Below are 21379 nucleotides of genomic sequence, written 5' to 3'. Positions count from 1 at the left end.
TGAGTTTTTACGTTAATATACTGAAAAAATAATGTGGGAAAAGAATGTTTTAATAGGCAAAAAAGCATGACAATTTTATGTCATGCTTTTTGTTAATTATCCATAATTTATAGGTTCTATGTTTTGTGGTAACGTGTAGAGTATTATTTGTCATTTCAATGAAAGGTTTGAAAGAAGAGCGTTCAAAGAATGTAGAAATATGGGGGGACTCACCTTACGAGTTAAAATTAAAATCAAGATAAGCTTTCTTTTTACTGTATGACACCCTTGTTATAAGAAATGTACGAAAGTAAAGAAATATGAAAAATAATTAATTTATTAAAAAACAAGTTAGATCCCAAAGTTCACATGTATACTGTATACAAATTTAGTTTACATAATTGCAATTATCAAAACTAAATAAATTACTTAAAGTATTTTATAAATGGGACAAGTATAAGAAACGAAATCACTTTTTTTGAATTAAATATAATAGTATAGATAAGTGAGGTAAATTTTTTGTATCCATTTATTAGAAAAATTTGCAAACTTCTTTCTGTTTTTTGTCCTACTCCTGATCCTATATCTACTCCTTGCGCTGTTTCCACAGCTACATTTAGTAATTTGTCCCCAATTGTTCTACCATCCGAAGGCCCAGCAATACCATATCCATCTAGTATTCATGTTACAGGTTTATCCGGTGAGGTTACTCAAGTTACAGTGACATTAATTGGCCTGACTCATATATTCCCTGATGATGTTGATATCTTGCTTGTAGGACCACAAGGGCAAAGCGTTATTCTTATGGCGGATGCGGGAGGTGGGTTCGAGGTTAATAGTGTTATATTAAATTTTAACGATTACGCACAAACTTTACTTCCTGACGAAAGCCAAATCGTCTCTGGTACATTTCAACCAACTAATTATCTTGGTATTGATCCTATACTTATAGATACTTTTCCTTCTCCAGCACCACCACCTCCATATGGATCGACTTTAAGTGTTTTCAATGGAATAGATCCAAATGGTGTATGGAATCTCTTTGTATTTGATGACTTTGTTGTATTTGAAGGTTCTATTATAGGATGGACACTAAATATTACTACTACTTTTTGTTCTTAAAAAATCGTGATTTTTAGTTTATTGTAATAAATCTGTTTATTACAATAAAGAAGGATATGGAATAATCCTTTTTGGTTTTGAAAAAGCCGATGCTTTTAATCTCGCTCACTAGTGGCTCTAGTAGAGAAGATCAAATTATAAATGCGGAATATTTCAGGCATTCAGGTTACACTGAAGTATTACTTCAAGAAGATACAACAGACTACAAATTTATTAATTCGATAAATCAATTATATAAAGACAGAGAAAGATATATTCAAAATATGAATGATTATAGAAGGAAAGATAATGAGGGAACTACTCAATTAGTTGATTTAATCTGTGAAATAGTTAAGTAATGAGAAGGGTTATACACGTAAGGATTAACAAATTGCATGACTGAATTAAGCTTTTGTGTTCGGAGAAAAGTTATCTTTATGGAGAAGATCAGCCATTTAATACTGATGATGCAAAAGCTGTACAAGCAGAGACTAAATAGGTGAAACTTATTAAAGATATGGGAAATCAGGTGGATTTAATTTCAATCATAAAGAAGGTGTTGCAAAACTCATAAATATCAAAGATGAATGCATAAAGAAATCCGTCTTCCTGGAAAAATGATAGTATTCCAAACTATCTCCAGAGAGGACGGATTTACTAGTATGATAACCACTTTTGAGGAAAGTCAATCGATTTTACATAGTTTTTTTGATTCATAACATTGCATGTTTATTTTAGTTTGGCAACACTCTCGATATAGTTTGTAGATACAGTATTCTTGCACTTTTTCGACTCTATCAGGTTGTAAAAAATAAGAAGAAGTGTTATTTTTTAAGGAGTATTTAAGGTTATATCTGTATAATAAAAATAGATATGAAGATTGAGAGTATAATGTTTTTACTGATGCGGGGTGAAACAAAGAAACGAAAAGAAAAGAGGAAATAAATTGCATTTGGATTTTGTAGCTCAGAAACAAAGAAGAAATGAATTGCGTTTTAATTTTTCTGTTCAGCAAGCAAGAAAGAGCCCATTACTTTCTTTCATTATTAGCGGAATGTGGACCATTTTTTTAGAAACGTTGTTTTTTATCACGCTAGGCTATTTCGAATTAGAGAAGACTAAGCTATTTTTTAATGAGGGAATCACATTAAGTATAGTTACTATAATTTTATGGAGCATACTATTTTTTAGTGTTTATTTGAATAAAGGGATGATCAATAGACTTAGACCAGCTATAAGAATTCATATTTTATTGTTTGTAATAGCTCATTTAATAGCTTGGCTTTATATATTCATACAAGAAAATATGAATTTTTTACTTGTGAATAATTGGATTTATTTGCAGTATGCACAGTACCTATTCAGCTTGGTATTCATTTATATGGTGTATGTTTTAGTTTATAATTTAATTGGTAAAATTTTACTAAGTGTGATGTTAACTAGTTGTTCTTTAATTATTCTAGCGATTGTTAATTATTTCAAAAGTATGTTCAGAGGAGAGCCGCTTTATCCGTCTGACTTTACACAAATCGGGCATATGCAGTCCGTTATACCGATGGTTATGGATTATTTTAGTTTGAAAAATATATTGATAGTAATCATTAGTATAGCTTTATTTATATTTGTAGTTTTTTATATTCGAAAACACATTAAATCTATAAAAATCCATATTAGTATGAGGATTGTTTTAATATGTGCATCCGTGTTTATGGTATATTCGTTTAGTAATTATCCTAATACATTTGTGAATAAGTTATTTGCAAAAGGGGGGATATACTTCCCTTTGTGGAATCAAAATATGAACTATGGTCAAAATGGTTTGGTTTTGGGGTTTTTAAGTAACTTAGATACAACGGTCATACAGGAACCAGAAGAATATTCAAAAGAAAATATGCTTCAAATTGCAGAGGATATAAAGAAACAATATGGCGATAATGTGGGAGAACAAAAAAAAGCAGAGAAACCGAATATTATATTTCTTATGAGCGAGGCTTTTTGGGATCCTACAAAACTAACGAACCTTTCATTTAGTGAAGATCCGGTGGCGAATTTACATCATTATATTGAGAATTTTCCAGGTGGACAAACAGTAGCTCCTACATTTGGGGGAAATACAGCGAATACAGAATTTGAAGCGTTAACGAGTTATTCAATGAGTTTGTTAATGCCTGGTTCTATACCATATCAACAAGCTGTTACAAGTCAGAAAGAAATTCCATCCATCGCAAGTGAATTGAAAAAGCAAGGGTACTATGCGAGTGCAATTCATGCTTTTAATCGAGCGTTTTATAAACGGGACGATGTATATAATACATTTGGATTTGATAACTTTAATGCAGAAGATACGATGAAAAATAAAGAATTAGCTGGAGACAATATTAGTGATTTATCTATGAGTAAAGAAATAATAGATGAATTGAATAAGAGAAAACAGCCTACATTTATTCATGCGGTGACGATGCAAAATCATTTTCCATATAATCCAGGGCGGTTTGAAGAAAATAAAATAGAAGTTAGTGGATTAACAAATGAAGAATCAAAAGCAGAATTAGAAATCTATACGGAAGGTGTAAGGCGTTCCGATGAAGCTCTACAATATTTAATAGAACAGCTTAATGGGTTAGAAAGACCTACTTTATTAGTCTTCTTTGGGGATCACTTGCCAGTGTTAGGAACGAATAAGGCTATTTATAAAGAGGCTGGATATATAGAAAATGAAGAAACTTTAAGTGAAAAATTAATTATGTTAGAAACGCCATTACTAATGTATGCAAACTTTGATTTGCCAAATGATAACTTAGGATTAGTAAGTCCGATTTATTTTTCAAATCTTGTTCTTGATTATGCTGGATTAAATAAATCACCATTCTATCAGTTTTTATCGGAACTACACAAAGAAATACCAGTGCTTAAAGATGATTTAAAGGTCGATAAAAATGGAGAAGAAATAAAAGATTTAACGCATAAACAAAAAGAAATGTTAGAGCAATATAAACTTATTCAATATGACTTACTTGCTGGAAAGCAATATAGTAAGGACATATTATTCAAATAAGTGAAAAAAAGAACTTGTATACGATACAAGTTCTTTTTTTATAGTATTTAACGGGGTAACCAGACAAGCTGGGTTAATTAGGGAGTATTACCTGTACATTTAGTATAAATTAAAATGTAATCGTTTTATTGATTGATTTGTGAGAAATATGTGGATTTTTATCTGTTTTAAAATTACTTAAATCGAGCGTTATAATAAGGCCCTCAGAATTTGAGAAATAATTCAGAGAAAAACGGGGAAGATAGGTGGGGGATCAACTGCCCGTAAAAGCCCGATTGATAAGGGCTAATAATCAGTGGGGATGAAGAAAACCTCCACTGATTAAAGTTTCACTTTATTATAAGAACTGGATGTAAATAATGAAGCAGCCAAATCAAGGGTCAGTAATAGTAAAAAAGTGTGCAAGTAAGTAACTGTTTGTACACATAAAGAGGATGCCCTATAAAGGCATCCTTTCTTTTACTTAGTAGATAACATTTTATCATTTTGTACCTCTGATTCATTATGGTAAAAATAATCATTTCTTAATATTCCCCATAAATAACCTACACAAGCTCCAAATATTGCAGGTAAAATCCAACCCATTCCCAACGTATATAATGGAATAAAATGATAAAGTGTTTCGATAGCATGTATTTCAATGCTACTTTGCTTCAAACCATCAACGATACTAATGAAAGCTGTTCCTGCTAAACTACCTATGTAAACAGATGAGTATCCCTTAAAATATTTGTGGAAGAAAGATAAAATAATTAAAACAATGGTTAAAGGATAAATAGCAGTTAATATTGGAACAGAAAATAATATAATTTGAGTTAAACCTAGGTTAGCAAGAGACATACTAATGAAACAAAGAATTCCAATCCATGTTTTATAACTAAAATACGGTATAATTCTAGAAAAATATTGACCACAAGAAGTGATAAGGCCAATGGATGTCGTTAAGCAAGCAAGAGTAAATACTAACCCTAATAGGATACTACCTGAATTCCCGAATAAATGAGTAGTCACAACCGTTAAAAGAAGCCCACCATTTTCAGTTGGAGGAAGCAAAGACTGGCTAGTAGCTCCTAAATGCCCTAGCATCAGATAAATAATTGCTAAAAAAATACCTGCGATTATCCCCGTCCTAATAGTAATTTGCGTTATCTTTTTTGAATCATGGATACCTCTTTTTTTAATTGCTGTAATAACAACACTTCCAAAAAGAAGAGCAGATAAAGCGTCCATTGTTAAGTAACCATCTATAACGCCTTTAAATATGGCGGTATGTTCATACTTTTGAGATGGTATTCCGTATTCTCCAATTGGATGTAATATACTTTGAATAAATATAATCGCAATAATTCCTAGTATAATGGGAGTTAAAACTTTACCAATTCGATCAAATAATTTAGAAGGGTTTAGACATAACCAAAAATTAAAAGAAAAATAAAGAATGGTATAAATAAAAAGCGATAAACTTTGGGTCTTTAACTCATGTGGAAGAAACGGAACAGCCCCCATTTCAAAAGCTACACTTCCTGCACGTGGAATAACTAAGAATGGCCCTAGACATAAGTATGTTATGAGTGTGAAGGTAATTGAAAATTTTGGGTGTACATGATTGGTTAATGCTTGTAAACTTCCGAACTTAGCAATAGCTGTTACACCTAATATTGGTAGACCAACTGAAGTAATAAGGAACCCCATCATTCCTTCCAAAATATTTGCTCCAGCGGCATGTCCTAAGGAAGGAGGGAAAATCAGGTTACCTGCTCCAAAAAATAGAGCGAATAACATAAGACCGATATATAAGTTATCTTTCATTGAAAAACTTTTCATTTTTTATTCCTCCTGCTTTCATCTTTTTAATTTCTATGACTTTTTTAATTTAATTCTTACGTAGAAAATAGAATAATCTCACCTCCACAATCAAATACGCATAAGATGCTTGATTGCTGAGGCGAGATTATCGCGGTACCACTCAGTTTTTCTATTTCCTCACGGTAAATAGACTCAGTAAGTCAATATGACTTTAGTTCAGTAACGAGAACTATATCGTTGCTTTTCGCTGGATAAAATTTCCTATCTTTCAAAAGCAAAGCTCCAAGACTACCTTCAAAGAGGTCTCATAGTCGTTCTCTCAGCCAGTGGAACGACTCTCTGTTTATGAGAATTCTCTTTTACTCCTTCTTTTCAACGCCGTTATGTATGCGATTTATATAAAAAGCCCCAACATTTAATTGATTCCTGAAAAATCAATCAAATGTTGGGGCAAGATTATCACGGTACCACCCAACTTTTCTATTTCCTCACGGTAAATAGACTCAGTAAGTTCTATAACTTTAGTTCGATAACGAGAACTATATCGTTGCTTTTTACTAGATACAATTTTTCAAAAGCAAAGCTCCAAGACTACCTTCAAAGGGGGCTCATAATCGTTCTCTCAGCCAGTGGAACGACTCTCTGTGTATGAGGATTCTCTTTTACTCCTTCTTTTCAACGCCGTTATGTATTCAATTCATATAAAAAAGCCCCAATATTTGATTCTGAAAATCAAATATTGGGGCGAAAGTATCACGTTACCACCCAATTTCCCTATTTCCCTCACGAAAAACAGGCTTTATAAGTTTAACGAATAAAATTAAACTTAGGTCTGCTAACGGGACCAACCGTTACTTACTAATCTAGATATGAAATAGCTATTTCACAAGTAAAGCTCCAAGGCTACCTTCAATGATTCGACCGTTACCACCCTTTCAGCCGTGGGGCAGCTCTCTGATACGCTCCTAATCATCTACTCTCCTCTTCATCGCAGATAAAATCATGACAAATTACATTTGCTTAAGTTGTTATAACGGATTATAAAAAAATATAAGCTATTCTGTCAATACATTTTTTAAAACAACTCATTATTTCATATTGTTAGGATTTGATTGGAAGGGGAGATTCCTATGTATAAAAATACTAGTCTAGTGTTTTTAAATTTAGCAGACTATTCCTATGATTTTTACGGTTAAGGAAAATTGCTTCATTCTAAGAGTTCATTCGGTATTTCCATATTTTCTTGGAGTACACAATAAGAAAGAAAAGAGATGTTGATATTTAGTCTTAGGATAAATGGCGAGTAACTATTTCTAAAAATTTTCTATATTTAAAAAATATTTATTGGTAATTTAAATAGTGAAAATATTGCTGTTTGTTACTAATACATTTAGTATTCCCTAATCGATTAATCTATATTAATTTCCAAGAAAAGTAATTGTATTTTTCAGATAAATCAATTATTATAAAATAAGTAATTTTATGAAGGAAGGAAGATAGGGGGATTTGTTCTAATTGTTAGGAATGATTTTAGAGCAGCTTTAAAAGAGAGAAAATGACGCTTGCTTTATCATTTTGTTATCTAATAGGAATTGTAGTATCATATTTCGCTGATGATTTGTGGATGAGGAGGAAGTAGAGTGGCAAATAAAGAACTAAAAAGGGGATTGGAAGCGCGTCATATTCAAATGATTGCCTTAGGGGGTACAATTGGTGTTGGTTTATTTATGGGATCAGCCAGCACGATTCGGTGGACAGGCCCATCGGTAATGCTTGCTTATGCAATTGCCGGGGTTTTTATATTTTTCATTATGCGTGCGATGGGAGAAATGTTGTATGTAGAGCCAGGTACAGGTTCATTTGCGACATTTGGTCATAAGTATATACACCCATTAGCGGGGTATATGACGGCATGGAGTAACTGGTTCCAGTGGGTTATCGTTGGGATGTCAGAAATTATAGCAGTTGGGGCATACATGCAGTACTGGTTCCCGGATCTACCTGCTTGGGTGCCAGGTATCATCACAATGGTGATTCTTGGTGCGGCGAATTTAATTTCTGTTAAATCATTTGGTGAATTTGAATTTTGGTTTGCGATGATTAAAATCGTTACCATTGTGTTGATGATTATGGCAGGATTTGGACTTATTTTCTTTGGACTTGGTAACGGAGGGAATGCGATTGGATTATCGAACCTTTGGGAAAACGGCGGCTTCTTTACGGGTGGCTGGTCAGGATTCTTCTTTGCGCTATCACTAGTTGTGGGGGCTTACCAAGGCGTTGAATTAATTGGAATTACAGCTGGTGAAGCAAAAGATCCGAAAAAAACGTTAACGAAAGCAATTCAAAGTACAATTTGGCGTATTTTAATCTTCTATATTGGTGCAATTTTTGTTATTGTAACTGTTTATCCTTGGGATCAACTAAATTCAATTGGTAGCCCGTTTGTAGCGACTTTTGCGAAAATTGGGATTACAGCAGCTGCTGGATTGATTAATTTTGTCGTAATCACAGCTGCAATGTCTGGCTGTAACAGTGGTATTTACAGTGCAGGTCGCATGCTTTATACATTAGGGGTGAATGGACAAGCACCAAAATACTTCACAAAAATTTCCCGTAATGGTGTGCCTTTATTTGGCACGGTTGGTGTGTTGATTGGTTTAGCAGTTGGTGTTGTTTTAAGTTATATTGCACCAAAAAACTTATTCGTGTATGTATACAGTGCAAGTGTACTTCCTGGTATGGTTCCGTGGTTTGTCATTCTGATTAGTCAAATTCGATTCCGAAAAGCAAAAGGAGCTGAAATGGAAAATCATCCGTTCAAAATGCCTTTTGCGCCTGTTACAAATTATGTAACGATTGCCTTTTTAGTTATGGTATTAATCGGTATGTGGTTCAATCAAGATACACGAATTTCACTTATTGTAGGTATTGTTTTCCTAGCGATCGTTGTCATTAGTTTTTATGCTTTTGGAATAGGAAAACGTGTTCCAGTAGATGTTCAAACAGAGAACGAAGTGGTTAACCGTTAATTTGCTTCGTTTGGTTAACATTTCTCTAATTAATAACATTAAAAATTTTTGATGTAGGTATAAAGAAGCTCAAATGAATTATAGAGCTAATATAAAGCAAACAACCGGTGAGAAAGACTCATTAGGTTGTTTGCTTTTTTGTATTGTTCTTTTTGTCCCGCTATTTGCGGGACCCCCACCTCAAAAATTCAGCGAAGGAAAAGGAGTTAGGTAGGAATGAAGGCCACACACTGATTAAGGTTTTACTTTAATTTTTAGTGGTAGCAATTACTTTTTACTCGTAAAGTGGATGAGCAAAAAGTTGTGGAAGTGGATGGTCCTTTTTGAATAAACATCCCTTATTATAAAAGAGAAAGATAGTATGCTTTAAGTATCTTGATTATGTTCTCATCCAAAAAATATAAAAATTTTTAAGTTGAACGATTCGATTTTCTGTCCAAATAGACTGGTTTTAGAGAGGAGAAAGTCAATGAAATTTGCAATTTCATTAGTTATTATTATTGTAATTGTATCACTTTTAGGAACGATGTTAGTTGCAAGAAACGTGGAGGATAATTACGATCAGTCTACGAAGCAGAATGTGACGAACTTGTCTGCTATTTATATCGTCCTACTTTTAAGTCTTCTCATAGGAGTTACGTGGTATGCAGTTGCTGTTTTGTAGCCTTTCTATTTTCGATAAGTAGGTGGCCTGAATGAAATGAAATGTTTATTTTTTAACACTATTCTTTTTATAGGGATAGAGGGCCATCACTCTTTAACGTAAAGAAGCTCTATTCCTCAATATGTGAATGTACAATAGGGGCCTTCAATTCGTATATATGTTTAGTTACTACAATTCATACTGTAGAATGAGTGAATATCTTCATAGCTGGGAATGAATAGGGAAAACTATGCTAAATTCACACAGGGAAATACTTAGTATATAACAAACAAAGGTTAACATTTTAATTCTATTTCAATTTCAATCAATAAAAAGACTGCTGATAAGGGGAGGGGATTAGATGGAATGGAGACCCAATCGTGCAGATAAAACACCAGTCTATAAACAAATTGCTGACTATATAGAACAGGGAATTTCTTCAGGAGAATTTTCCTCAGATAGTATGTTACCCTCGGAACGTACTTTAGCAAAAGAGTTACAAGTAAACAGAAGTACGGTAGTAGCAGCATATGAGGAACTAAAATCGCTTGGGGTAGTAGAGAGAAAAAAAGGAAGCGGAACGCGTGTAAACACAGATATATGGGGGGTATCACGTAAACGTACGCCAAACTGGGGGAGGTATGTAGAAGATGGTTCATTCCTTCCGAATCTACCACTAGTTCAACAAATTCGAATGGAAACACAAAAGGATGATTTGATTAATTTAGCAAGTGGTGAGTTGTCACGGGATTTGTTTCCTGCTGACCAGTTTCGCAGGATTCTCTCAGAACAAATATTTATGGAGAATCTAGGGTATGATCATCCGCAAGGAAATGAAAAGTTACGGGAAACGATTTCTTCACACGTGGATAAATATAAAAATATCGATGTTGAGCCACGCTCTATTTTAATTACATCAGGGGCGCAGCAAGCACTTAATCTTATCGTTCAATGCTTGCTTAAACCGGGAGATGCAATTGCGATTGAAGATCCATCTTATTGTTTTTCGCTTCCGATGTTTAAATCTGCCGGGTTAAAAATATTCCATTTACCTGTGGATCAACATGGCATGAATCCAGATGATTTGATAGATTTACACAGAAAACACCGAATTCGAATGGTATTTCTAAATCCAGATTATCAAAATCCAACCGGAACGATCCTTTCATTGTCTCGTCGCAAAAGGATTTTGGAATTGTCATCTGAATTTGGTATACCAATTGTGGAAGATGATCCTTATAGATTAACTTCTTTCAATGGAGAAGTTAATCCAACCTTAAAGGCTATGGATACGAATGGAAATGTTCTATATATTAGTTCATTATCGAAAATCGTAGCATCTGGATTGCGAATTGGATGGGTGATTGGTCCACCTCGGGTCATTGAGCGTTTAGCAGATGCAAAGCAGCAAGTAGATTTTGGACATAGTGTCTTTCCTCAATGGATAGCGAATCAATTTTTAGAATCAGAAAATTTTCATGCGCATATTTCTATGCTTCGGGAACAACTGAAACAGAGAAGGGATCAAATGATCACCACTCTCAGTGAACTGTTAGACGAGCGGGTTGAACTTTTTGTCCCAGAGGGTGGAATCCATTTGTGGTGTAAAGTGAAGGATCCATTTCAGGAATACCATTTATTAGGGAGTGCGATGCGAAACGGGGTAGCTTTTGTTCCAGGAAGTGTTCTAGGTTCGAAAAAAGAGTATGTGCGCTTTACTTTTGGAAGAGCGAACAAGGACCTCATAAATTTAGGTATTACAAGATTTGCGGAGGTTTTAAATAACAGTCGATAATATGAATTTACAATGTAACGGAGATGATAAAATATGACGACCTGGTTTATAGTTATGTTAGCTCTTTTTGGTGGTCTTAAAATATTAGTTTCAAGCATTCCAACCTCTGTTGTGGAATCTTTAGTCAGTAGGTTTGAACTACATCCACAACTTAATGAGGAATTTGCTACTGTAACTGTTGATGGAAAACGCTTAGAAGGGGAAGATAAAATTCAAATAATTAATCAGTTTAACGAAGCGATATTTTTAGAGAAATATTATTTTCCGCCACAGCGCGATGGAATTCCATTGGTGATTGAGACAAAGAGAGGAAAACAGGATGTTAGGTTTTCGATTTATAGTTTCGATGATCACGTTGATGTGATTAAACAATATAAGAAGAAAGTGATTGCGTATAGCCTACGCTCAAAAACACTTCAAAATCGTGCTATTTTAGTAGCGGGAGATGTAGTTTAACGAATGGTCAAAGGGACAGTCTAAAACGCATTATAAAGACGAATTATATAGAGAAGGATCATTCATCGCTTTCGGTAACGATGCAAATGATGTACCAATGTTTTTGCATACGAAAGAGGGAGTTTGTATTGGTGAGCATAAAATATAGCGCTCCGTTGCATCTATGAGCCTACAGAGTAATGAACAATGTATTATTGAAAAAATTATTAAGTTATCAGACATAGAATCTAGAAATACAAGGGACTTAATAAGAAACCTTTAAAGCAAATTAGAAGTTAGTTTCTAATTTGCTTTTTCTTTATAAAGTAGCAATGCTTTTGTTAATCTACAGCCATTACTTAGTATTGTAGCCAACGATAAATCTTCCACATAAAAACCATGAAAATCATATATCCGAAGAAAGAATAAGAATGATACCAGTTTTCACTATGAGTAAACCATCCTAAACTTTCAGCAAATTGTTCCGATATACTTGCGCTAATGCCAATCAGTATAATAAATAGAATTCTTGAAAATGTAGAAAAATTCTTTGCGATATGTAAAAAGAAAGTGGTAAAAATCGGCAATATGAATAATGTAAAAGCGATATTTACCGAAAAAACAGTTGGAAATGGTCTGATTGGAAAAGCATACATTTGTTTACTCACAAATAGATAGTCTAAATATGTTCCAATGAAACAAGAGAAAATGATTGTGACTATAAATGCGAGGTAATTACTCTTCTGTTTCTTCTTCTCTGAGAAGGATGTTTTTTTTCGTAAGGATTGCAAGTTCGATTTTTTCCATCGTTTTACAATAGTCATTCTCAATCTTTCCATTTGTGTTTTCTCCTTTATCAATGAAATAGTCTATAATACGCCAGTCTTCAAACCAGTCCCCTTTTTCTGCCTCTTCATGTTCCAAATTTATCCATGTATATATTAATTGAGGACTATATAACCGATTTGCATCTTTTCTAAGTTGACAGTTCTTTATTCTGCGTTTATAAAATTCACGGGAAAATGACTCGTTTACATCGGAAAACAAATGAGGCCAGTAGTCTTTTCGTGAAGCAGTATGTGGACGATCGTGAGCCCAATTTATTACTTTGGATAACGTATGTTCGTTGCGAAACAATAGAGAGTATAATCGTTTACCTAGCAGAATTCGTTCATGTAAGGAGGTAAAGTGTTTCATTGTATCACCAAATAACAATGTTTTTTGTTTAGTCCCATCTTCATAGTATGGAAAAAGGATGTGATTAAAACGTAAGAAGTCAAAGAGTTTAAATCCAATACTATTTAGTACGGTCTTTTTAAAGTGATTATTTTGAATGACTCTTTTTTCTAAATAGCTTTGTTCATTAATAATTGTTGCGATAGCTAATGTATAGTGATCACCCGTTTTCAAAAAATAGTTCCACATTGTTTCCATAAACGTTGAGACATTGAGATAGGGGAGAAGGTAGAAGAAAGGTTTCGATCTTTTCAGGCTTTGTTCATATAGTAAAAATTGTGGATACACATCTTGAAAGATTAACCAGTTTCCCCGTTCTAAAAAAGAATAGTAGATAAGCTGATCTTTTTCTGATAACAGTCTTGTGTATAAATCTCCTTTTAAATCTGTCATATTCCAACCGCCATTACGTGATACCATATGTCCAAGCAAAGCCCAGTGTATTTCAGGATGCTGAAGGTAAAACTGATAATAGGCACGTGTTCTCGTCACGTTATTTTTGTTTAGTTGTTTTGTTTGCTCTGTAATGTTATAAATAAGCATTTTCTCTTCTATGGTTACTGCTGCCTTTTTAAAGGAAGCAGTACTATTTTTACTTTTTTTCTTTAGTTCATTTTTTACCTCTAAAAGAAAAAGTGGGATCGCTTTGGAAGACCCGTTCCATTTCCTTTTTCGGTTGTTTTCATCCATTTTATTTCCCTCCGTCAACATGAATTTCTAAAAAAGTTTAATAAAACGGTTATCATCATTTTATTACATACACTCTGAATACATGTGAATTGTTTTCTTGTGGTATGAACAGTGTAATGTTCTTTACTATAAGCGCGATAAGTCTTTTGTACTACTTCCTTTTCATACGAATGGGGGATTTAATAAATGTTGGACTTTTTTATAGTAGTAGATAAGGATGCAACGAGGATTTATGGGGAGGCGAAGGTATGAAGAATTGGGTTCGGTTTAGAATTGCACGCCCAACAGATAAATTTGAAGAAGTTATTGCATTTTATGAAGAAGGATTAGGCTTAAAACGGATAGGTGAGTTTCATAAGAATGGATATGATGGAGTTATGTTTGGATTGCCTGATGCAGAATACCATCTAGAGTTTACAAGGCATGAGAGTGGCAGTCCATGCCCAGCTCCAACAAAAGATAATCTACTTGTATTTTATATGACTCATAAAGCTGAGATTGAAAAAGTAACGAACAGGTTACATGCAATGGGTTATGGTGAAGTTGAACCAGAAAATTCATACTGGAAAGAAAAAGGCGTTACAATAGAAGATCCTGATGGATGGAGAATTGTACTTATGCATATAGATAAATAAAGATAGGATAGTTATAAAAAAGCGGGTGTTTGTTCAAGTTTCTACTTGATAACAATCTAAATATTGGAGTCTATTTTGATGATATTGTCTTCAAAATAGACTCCAATATTTTTTGTGAGTGAAGATTTATATGTTTATAAATTTGCACTAATGTGGTCTGTCTTTTTCTTCACTAAAGTACTTAAAATTACATCTCTTTTTTTCAGTCATTATAGTATACTAGAATGTTAATTATTGTAATCTTTATTAAAGGGTGAATGATAAGAAAATATGATATATTAATGCTATCTAATTATTTTTTAATGGAGATAGGGGAAATGACAATGAAAAATCAAGATGAAAATAAAGAATTAACGATTTTTAACCATATAGGGGATACTATTGTGACAGAAGGCAGGGAAATACAAATTATTTCAAGAATAGAAGAGCCTCTTATTGTCGTTTTAGAAAATGTATTAAGTGATGAAGAATGTGAATCGTTAATTGAATTATCGAAATATTCAATGAAACGTTCGAAAATCGGCGCTTCTCGCGAAGTAAACAACATCCGAACAAGTAGCGGTACGTTTTTAGAAAGAAATGAAATCGTTGCCAAAATTGAAAAGCGAGTGTCTTCGATTATGAATATTCCTGTCGAACATGGTGAGGGTCTTCATATTTTAAAATATACCCCTGGACAAGAATATAAAGCACACTATGATTACTTTGCAGAACATAGCAGAGCAGCAGAAAACAATCGTATTAGTACGCTTGTAATGTATTTAAACGATGTAGAAGAAGGCGGAGAAACATATTTTCCAAAACTTGATCTTTCCATAGCTCCGAAAAAAGGTTCAGCTGTATACTTTGAATACTTTTATAATGATAAATCATTAAATGAACTGACACTTCATGGCGGTGCACCTGTTATCAAAGGTGAAAAATGGGTTGCTACGCAATGGATGAGAAGAAGAGCTTTGCTGTAAGGTACCATTCGATTACGAGTTTTTTGATACGTTTTTATCCCGCGTTAACGGACAGTAATACTCCTACCTCAAAATTCAGCGGAAGCAAAGAAGTTAGGTGGGAGGAATCAGATTTCATGTACATAAAATATACCTATAGGTTTGTTAATAAGAATTGTTGTAATAAGTAAATTTAACGACTTTCCTTCCAAACTACATTGCAGTCAAAAACTTTAAAAAATTTCGCTATGAGGATTATAATAAAGAGAGATTTATGAAAAAGGAGTGAAATAATTTGAAACAAGAGCTTATAGAAAGATTTACAAGATATGTGAAGGTAGATACACAATCGAATGAAGAAAATCATACAGTACCATCAACACCGGGGCAAATTGAATTTGGAAAATTACTAGTTGAAGAATTAAAACAAATTGGGTTGACAGAAGTAACGATGGATGAAAATGGTTATGTCATGGCAACACTTCCTGCGAATACGGATAAAGATGTTCCTGTAATTGGTTTTTTAGCTCATTTAGATACAGCAACTGATTTTACAGGGAAGAATGTAAAACCACAAATTCATGAAGATTTTGATGGTAAGGCAATTACATTGAATAAGGAATTGAATGTCGTTTTAACACCAGAACAATTTCCAGAATTACCATCATATAAAGGTCATACTTTAATCACAACTGATGGAACAACGCTTCTTGGGGCAGATGATAAAGCGGGCCTTACAGAAATCATGACTGCTATGAATTATTTATTACATAACCCACAAATTAAACACGGAAAGATAAGAGTAGCATTTACGCCGGATGAAGAAATCGGCCGTGGACCATCTCACTTTGATGTGAAGGCTTTTGGAGCATCTTTCGCTTATACAATGGACGGAGGCCCACTTGGAGGATTGGAGTATGAGAGTTTCAATGCTGCAAGTGCAAAACTTACTTTTAAAGGAAATAATACGCATCCTGGAACGGCAAAAAATAAAATGCTCAACGCAAGTAAGTTAGCGATGGAGTTTCATGCGCAGTTACCAGGAGAAGAGGCACCAGAATATACAGAGGGATATGAAGGTTTCTACCATCTCATTTCTGTAAATGGTGATGTTGAACAAAGTAAATCACATTACATTATTCGAGATTTTGAACGTGAAAACTTTGAGGCTCGTAAAGAAAAAATTACGAATATTACGAAGCAGATGCAAGAGAAGTATGGTGAGGAAAATATTATTCTTGAAATGAATGATCAGTATTATAATATGCTTGAGAAAATTGAACCGGTCAGGGAAATTGTTGATATTGCATATGAGGCGATGAAAAATTTAGATATCGAACCGAATATTCAACCAATCCGCGGGGGGACCGATGGATCTCAATTATCATATATGGGCTTGCCAACGCCAAACATTTTTACTGGTGGGGAAAACTATCACGGTAAATTTGAATACGTTTCTGTAGATAATATGGAAAAGGCTGTTCAGGTTATTATAGAAATAGCACGATTGTTTGAAGAGCAGGCATAAAGAAGAAATCCGGATAGTTATTGATTACTACCCGGATTTTAATACAGAACTCGCCATAAATAAAAGGTCGCATAGGATTCCCAATCCTTCCATGCTGAAGCGTACTCCCTTATTTCTTTTTTTGTTGGTTTATTTTCTGATCCTGTTAAACGTTTAATGACATTATGTAGACCAACATCATCAATTGGAAAAGCAGAAGGAAATCTTAGACAACGCATTAAAACATAATTTGCTGTCCATGGTCCAATACCACGTATGTCGGTTAATGTTTTCTCAGCATTTTTTAGGTCGCTGTTTATGAACAAGTCTTTACTTAGGTAACCTTGTGTCATGAGTTTTGCGACACCAATAAGATATTCACATTTTCTTACGGTCATTTTTAATTCTGCTAGATCTTCTACTGCTAGATTGGCGATAACCTCTGGTGTTGGAAATATCCAATATTTCCGTCCATTCCATTCGATATGTTCACCGAAGGATTCAATAAATCGTCTTTTTAATGTATAGGCAAATGTAAGATTAATTTGTTGACCAAGAATACCCCAGCAAAGTGCCTCAAATAAATCAGGAATTCCCATATTACGAAGTCCGTAATATTCGTCGATTGGTTTAGACAGAAGTACATCGTTTTTTGCTACATCATAAAATGGGGTTAAATCCGTATCCAAATCAAACCATTCTCTTACATACCTCGCTACTGTAGCACGAACCCACTTCTCAGGCGGCGTCTCATCACCTAAAAAGCAAACATGTATGTTTCCCTCATCATTTACACTGGTCTCGATTAACGGGTTTTCTCCCTCAAGCGGAACGACTCTATAAATTTTGTTATTTTCAATGTGAAACATACATTCATTTTTGGAGCGTGAAAGATAGTGTAAATTTTGTTTAAAGCTAAATTCTTTCGGAACAATTATTGTTATGCTTTCCTCATCGTCTTGCCATGCTCTATATGGAAGAGCTGGACAACAATTTCTACAAGGCTGATAACCAGTTTGTTCCGCTTCTTTTCTAGATTTAAATTTTCGATTGTTTCTTGGGGACTGCTTTTGTTTACACCAAGGGAAGCAGTAGTTTTTTTTGGTTTTGTTACCTATAAAATAAGGGGCATCCCATTTAAGAGGAATTGTAACATTTTTCATTTTCAACCACCTACAGTAATATTTTTTTCTAATGTTAACAATTCTTTTTTCATTGCTAGTCCACCTCTAAAACCAGATAGTTTCCCATTCTTTCCAATCACACGATGGCAAGGGGTTGTAATTAGTAAAGGGTTGGCTCCAATAGCGGTGCCTACAGCACGTACTGATTTTGGTTTTTGAATAAGCTGTGCAATATCTGAGTAGGAATAGGTTTTTCCATAAGGAATTTCACGTAATGCATTCCAAACAGCTAATTGAAAAGGAGTTCCGTGAACATCAATCGGACATGTAAAGATTTCCCGTTGTTTTTTTAGATACTCTTCTAGTTCTTGAACATATGGTTGTAACTTTAAGGGATTCTGAACTAAAGTATGCTTTGAAAAACGTTTTTTCGCCCAAGTGGTTAATTCTTCAAAAGTTTGATCTTGAGATCCTACAAAGCATAATCCTGTTGATGTTGCGGCAATATACATATGCCAGTTTTCGTGAACAAATAGAGTCCAATATATAATTTGATTTGTTTTAGATTCCATTGTACTTTCCCTCGCTTGTATGATTCATTTTTCGATATTCAGTAGGGGTATACCCTGTTTTCTTTTTAAATAATGTTGCAAAATGTGCAGTGTTGGCTATACCCACAGCAAAACCTATTTCTATAATTGTTTGATTTGTATTTGTAAGATACTGCATAGCTTTGGAAATCCTTAATTGTTGTATATACTCTAGCGGAGTGATGCCTTTCATTCGCTTAAAAGTACGCTGTAAATGATAGGGGCTGCCATGACACATATCTGCAAGTATTTCAAGAGTTAATGGTTCGTGATAATTTTTATCAATGTACTCTATAATTTGAGTTACCCAATCTTCATTAGGTAACTTTAATCCATTTGGTTTACAACGTTTGCAAGGACGGAATTTTTCGGATAGTGCTTGTTTTGCATTGAGAAAAATTCGTACATTGTCTTTGTTAGGTGTTCTAGATTTACATGATGGGCGGCAAAAAATACCTGTGGTCTTTACGGCGTAAAAAAATTTGTCATCATAAGAAGTATCGTTGTGTATAATCGCTTGCCAGTGTTCATCCGTCAAATGATTTACACTTGTTTCGAATTGTAATCTCTCATTTTGCATGGAATCACCTCCGAAATTAGTATATCCTGAAACAAGTACGCATGTACGTATTTATGAATGTAAGAGCAAGATTACAAAGGTGAAAATGATAGACGTTATATTTTGTGTTAGCATGTAAGCAGAAAATAAAAATATAGAGCGAGTATGATATCATGCTACAGCAGCAAGAGGAGGAACAAAAAGTGAAATTTATTTCGTGGAATGTAAATGGTTTACGAGCAGTTATTGCAAAAGGTGGTTTTATAAAATACTTAGAGGAAGTCGATGCGGATATTTTTTGTTTGCAAGAAATTAAATTGCAGAGTGGACAAATTGATCTAAATCCTGAAGGGTACCATGTGTACTGGAATTATGCTGTGAAAAAAGGTTATTCAGGAACTGCTATTTTATCAAAAAAAGAACCGCTTTCTGTTACATATGGCTTAGGGATTGAAGAGCATGATCAAGAAGGAAGACTCATTACATTAGAATTTGAAGATTTTTATATGCTAACGCTCTATACACCAAATGCGAAAAGAGGCTTAGAACGTTTAGATTATCGCATGAAGTGGGAGGAAGATTTTTTATCGTATATTAAACAATTAGATAAAAAGAAATCAGTTATTCTTTGTGGGGATCTAAATGTGGCACATAAAGAAATTGATTTGAAAAATCCAAAAACAAATCGGAAAAATCCAGGGTTTTCAGATCAAGAAAGAGAAAAGTTCACCCGGATTTTGGATGAAGGATTTATCGATACATACCGCTATTTATATCCTGATAGAGAAGAGGCTTATTCATGGTGGTCATATCGTATGGATGCAAGAGCAAAAAACATTGGTTGGCGCTTGGATTATTTTGTTGTCTCTGAAAGATTAAAACATAAAATTGTTGATGCGAAAATCAATAGTGAAATAATGGGTTCAGATCATTGTCCTGTAGAATTGAATATGGAACTTTAGAAAAAATCAAAAAGTCGTATCTATTCTCAAGATAGATACGACTTTTTTTATTTATTTTGTTAAAATTTCTCAAATAATTCTTGAAATAATGTGTTTATAGCTATATAATTAACAACGATAATCATTATCAATGATAATGATTATCACATGGTAAGGATAGAAGATAATTTATTATCAGGGGAAGTGAAATAAATGAATTTTAATTTTAAATAGATGTATTGTAAGGCGATACATAAATAGAAATAGAAGTTCATTAAAATAATATATTTAAAGGTTGTTAATTTAGAGAGGAGTAATTATAAACATGAACAAGAAATTATTCACACTAGGAATGGTTACAGTATTAAGCGTAGGTCTCGCAGCATGTAACAGCGCAGATAAAAGTTCAGGAGAACAAAAACAAGAATCACAAGCGACTGAAACGAAGAAAGATGAGAAACAAAAGATTACATATTTAGGGAAAGAATATACAGTACCTGCAAAAGTAAAGAACATTGTAACGGCTAGCTTGGAGTCAATGGAAGATGCAGCGGTACTTGGTATTAAGCCAGTAGGAGCCATTACAGTAGGTGGAGAATTACCTAAGTATTTAGCAGAAGATTTAAAAGGGGCAAAATCTGTTGGTGAGAAAATGCAACCGAATTTTGAAACGTTACTTCAATTAAAACCAGATGTAATTACATCTAGCACAAAATTCCCACCAGAGGCAGCTGAAAAATTTACAAAGATAGCGCCAACATTCCCAGTATCACATATTTCAACAAATTGGGAAGATAACTTAAAGCTAATGGGGGAACTATCTGGTAAAAAAGATAAAGCAGAAAAAATTATTAAAGATTATAAAGATGATGCAGCAAAAGCAAAAGAACAAATTGGTGATAAATTAAAAGATAAAAAGGTTCTTGTAATAAGACTAAGAGCTAGTAACTTGTATCTTTACCCAGAAGGCGTGTACTTCAACCCAGTTATTTATAAAGATTTAGGATTAACTGTTCCAGAAGAAATTAAAGCTGTAAAAGCGCAAGAAGCAATCTCTTTAGAAAAATTAGCTGAGAGCAATCCGGATTATATCTTCTTACAATTTGAAGAGAGCGAGAATAAGGATAAACCACAAGTATTAGAAGATTTACAAAGTAATCCAATTTGGCAAAGCATTAAAGCTGTAAAAGATAAAAAAGTATTTGTAAATTCTGTTGATCCAATGGCACAAGGCGGTACTGCTTGGAGTAAAACAGTATTCTTAAAAGAAGCTGTGAAAAATTTATCTAAATAAGTAAGGTGCGTTG

General features: G+C 33.8%; 18 protein-coding genes, 1 pseudogene and 3 other annotated features. Of the genes and pseudogenes, 13 read left to right on the top strand and 6 right to left on the bottom strand.

Going from position 1 to position 21379, the window contains the following annotated elements:
* Positions 1–498 precede the first annotated feature (498 nt).
* The 3 genes from AAIE21_RS01395 to AAIE21_RS01385 all read left to right on the top strand — a co-directional run bounded on the left by AAIE21_RS01395 (position 499) and on the right by AAIE21_RS01385 (position 4135).
* Positions 499–1101, top strand: a complete 603-nt coding sequence (locus tag AAIE21_RS01395) for a hypothetical protein (protein ID WP_343265143.1) — start codon at positions 499–501, stop codon at positions 1099–1101.
* 71 nt (positions 1102–1172) lie between these two features.
* Positions 1173–1439 (top strand): glycosyltransferase, encoded by a 267-nt coding sequence (locus AAIE21_RS01390; RefSeq protein WP_343265142.1) that lies wholly within the window; start codon positions 1173–1175, stop codon positions 1437–1439.
* Positions 1440–2026: 587 nt separating this feature from the next.
* Positions 2027–4135 carry an LTA synthase family protein gene (locus AAIE21_RS01385; RefSeq protein ID WP_343265141.1) on the top strand — a complete coding sequence of 703 codons (2109 nt, stop codon included), beginning with the start codon at positions 2027–2029 and terminating at the stop codon, positions 4133–4135.
* Positions 4136–4594: 459 nt separating this feature from the next.
* Here the strand turns inward: AAIE21_RS01385 and brnQ are convergent, their stop codons facing one another.
* Complete coding sequence (brnQ, locus tag AAIE21_RS01380; RefSeq protein ID WP_343265140.1) at positions 4595–5959, bottom strand: branched-chain amino acid transport system II carrier protein; 1365 nt, start codon at positions 5957–5959, stop codon at positions 4595–4597.
* A gap of 114 nt (positions 5960–6073) precedes the next feature.
* Positions 6074–6326: a binding site (T-box leader), on the bottom strand.
* Between the two features lie 58 nt (positions 6327–6384).
* Positions 6385–6629, bottom strand: a binding site (T-box leader).
* Between the two features lie 49 nt (positions 6630–6678).
* Positions 6679–6939: a binding site (T-box leader), on the bottom strand.
* Between the two features lie 642 nt (positions 6940–7581).
* Here brnQ and AAIE21_RS01375 point away from each other — a divergent pair.
* From AAIE21_RS01375 to AAIE21_RS01355, 5 genes and pseudogenes are all read left to right on the top strand, one after another.
* A complete protein-coding gene (locus tag AAIE21_RS01375; RefSeq protein WP_481858647.1) occupies positions 7582–8973 on the top strand; it encodes an amino acid permease in 1392 nt (463 codons plus the stop codon).
* Positions 8974–9442: 469 nt separating this feature from the next.
* Positions 9443–9637: a hypothetical protein gene (locus AAIE21_RS01370; protein WP_343265139.1), complete on the top strand. Its 195-nt coding sequence runs from the start codon at positions 9443–9445 to the stop codon at positions 9635–9637.
* Between the two features lie 340 nt (positions 9638–9977).
* Positions 9978–11411, top strand: coding sequence for a MocR-like pyridoxine biosynthesis transcription factor PdxR (pdxR, locus tag AAIE21_RS01365; RefSeq protein ID WP_343265138.1), 1434 nt, complete (start codon positions 9978–9980; stop codon positions 11409–11411).
* 33 nt (positions 11412–11444) lie between these two features.
* Positions 11445–11867, top strand: coding sequence for a YfmQ family protein (locus tag AAIE21_RS01360; RefSeq protein ID WP_343265137.1), 423 nt, complete (start codon positions 11445–11447; stop codon positions 11865–11867).
* A gap of 16 nt (positions 11868–11883) precedes the next feature.
* Positions 11884–12015: pseudogene (locus AAIE21_RS01355) on the top strand (HAD hydrolase family protein); the annotation flags it as partial.
* A gap of 190 nt (positions 12016–12205) precedes the next feature.
* Here the strand turns inward: AAIE21_RS01355 and AAIE21_RS01350 are convergent.
* Together AAIE21_RS01350 and AAIE21_RS01345 are read right to left on the bottom strand one after the other, a co-directional pair.
* Entirely contained in the window at positions 12206–12685 is a 480-nt protein-coding gene (locus AAIE21_RS01350; RefSeq protein WP_481858646.1) for a CBO0543 family protein, read from the bottom strand.
* Complete coding sequence (locus tag AAIE21_RS01345) at positions 12582–13772, bottom strand: DUF2515 domain-containing protein (RefSeq protein WP_343265136.1); 1191 nt, start codon at positions 13770–13772, stop codon at positions 12582–12584. The genes AAIE21_RS01350 and AAIE21_RS01345 overlap by 104 nt, the downstream gene beginning before the upstream one ends.
* Positions 13773–14020: 248 nt before the next feature.
* Between AAIE21_RS01345 and AAIE21_RS01340 the strand changes: the two genes are divergently transcribed.
* The 3 genes from AAIE21_RS01340 (at position 14021) to pepT (ending at position 16879) form a co-directional block, all read left to right on the top strand.
* Positions 14021–14407, top strand: a complete 387-nt coding sequence (locus tag AAIE21_RS01340) for a VOC family protein (RefSeq protein ID WP_343265135.1) — start codon at positions 14021–14023, stop codon at positions 14405–14407.
* Between the two features lie 317 nt (positions 14408–14724).
* Positions 14725–15372, top strand: coding sequence for a 2OG-Fe(II) oxygenase (locus tag AAIE21_RS01335; protein ID WP_343265134.1), 648 nt, complete (start codon positions 14725–14727; stop codon positions 15370–15372).
* A 274-nt stretch (positions 15373–15646) separates the two neighbouring features.
* Entirely contained in the window at positions 15647–16879 is a 1233-nt protein-coding gene (gene pepT, locus AAIE21_RS01330) for a peptidase T (RefSeq protein ID WP_343265133.1), read from the top strand.
* A gap of 38 nt (positions 16880–16917) precedes the next feature.
* Here pepT and AAIE21_RS01325 read toward each other — a convergent pair whose 3' ends face one another.
* The 3 genes from AAIE21_RS01325 to AAIE21_RS01315 are packed head-to-tail and all read right to left on the bottom strand — an operon-like array spanning position 16918 to position 19152.
* Positions 16918–18021, bottom strand: coding sequence for a DNA glycosylase (locus tag AAIE21_RS01325; RefSeq protein ID WP_343265132.1), 1104 nt, complete (start codon positions 18019–18021; stop codon positions 16918–16920).
* Between the two features lie 2 nt (positions 18022–18023).
* Entirely contained in the window at positions 18024–18554 is a 531-nt protein-coding gene (locus AAIE21_RS01320; protein ID WP_343265131.1) for a methylated-DNA--[protein]-cysteine S-methyltransferase, read from the bottom strand.
* Complete coding sequence (locus AAIE21_RS01315) at positions 18544–19152, bottom strand: bifunctional transcriptional activator/DNA repair enzyme AdaA (protein ID WP_343265130.1); 609 nt, start codon at positions 19150–19152, stop codon at positions 18544–18546. The genes AAIE21_RS01320 and AAIE21_RS01315 overlap by 11 nt, the downstream gene beginning before the upstream one ends.
* A gap of 182 nt (positions 19153–19334) precedes the next feature.
* Between AAIE21_RS01315 and AAIE21_RS01310 the strand changes: the two genes are divergently transcribed.
* The gene (locus AAIE21_RS01310; RefSeq protein WP_343265129.1) at positions 19335–20093 is read left to right on the top strand and encodes an exodeoxyribonuclease III; all 759 of its coding nucleotides are present in this window, start codon (positions 19335–19337) and stop codon (positions 20091–20093) included.
* A 304-nt stretch (positions 20094–20397) separates the two neighbouring features.
* Positions 20398–21366, top strand: coding sequence for an iron-hydroxamate ABC transporter substrate-binding protein (locus tag AAIE21_RS01305; RefSeq protein WP_343265128.1), 969 nt, complete (start codon positions 20398–20400; stop codon positions 21364–21366).
* Positions 21367–21379: the final 13 nt, after the last annotated feature.

Origin of the sequence: Paenibacillus sp. 102, assembly GCF_039549175.1 — a bacterium.
GTDB lineage: Bacteria > Bacillota > Bacilli > Bacillales > Bacillaceae_G > Bacillus_A.
This window is presented reverse-complemented; position numbering and strand designations above follow the sequence as displayed.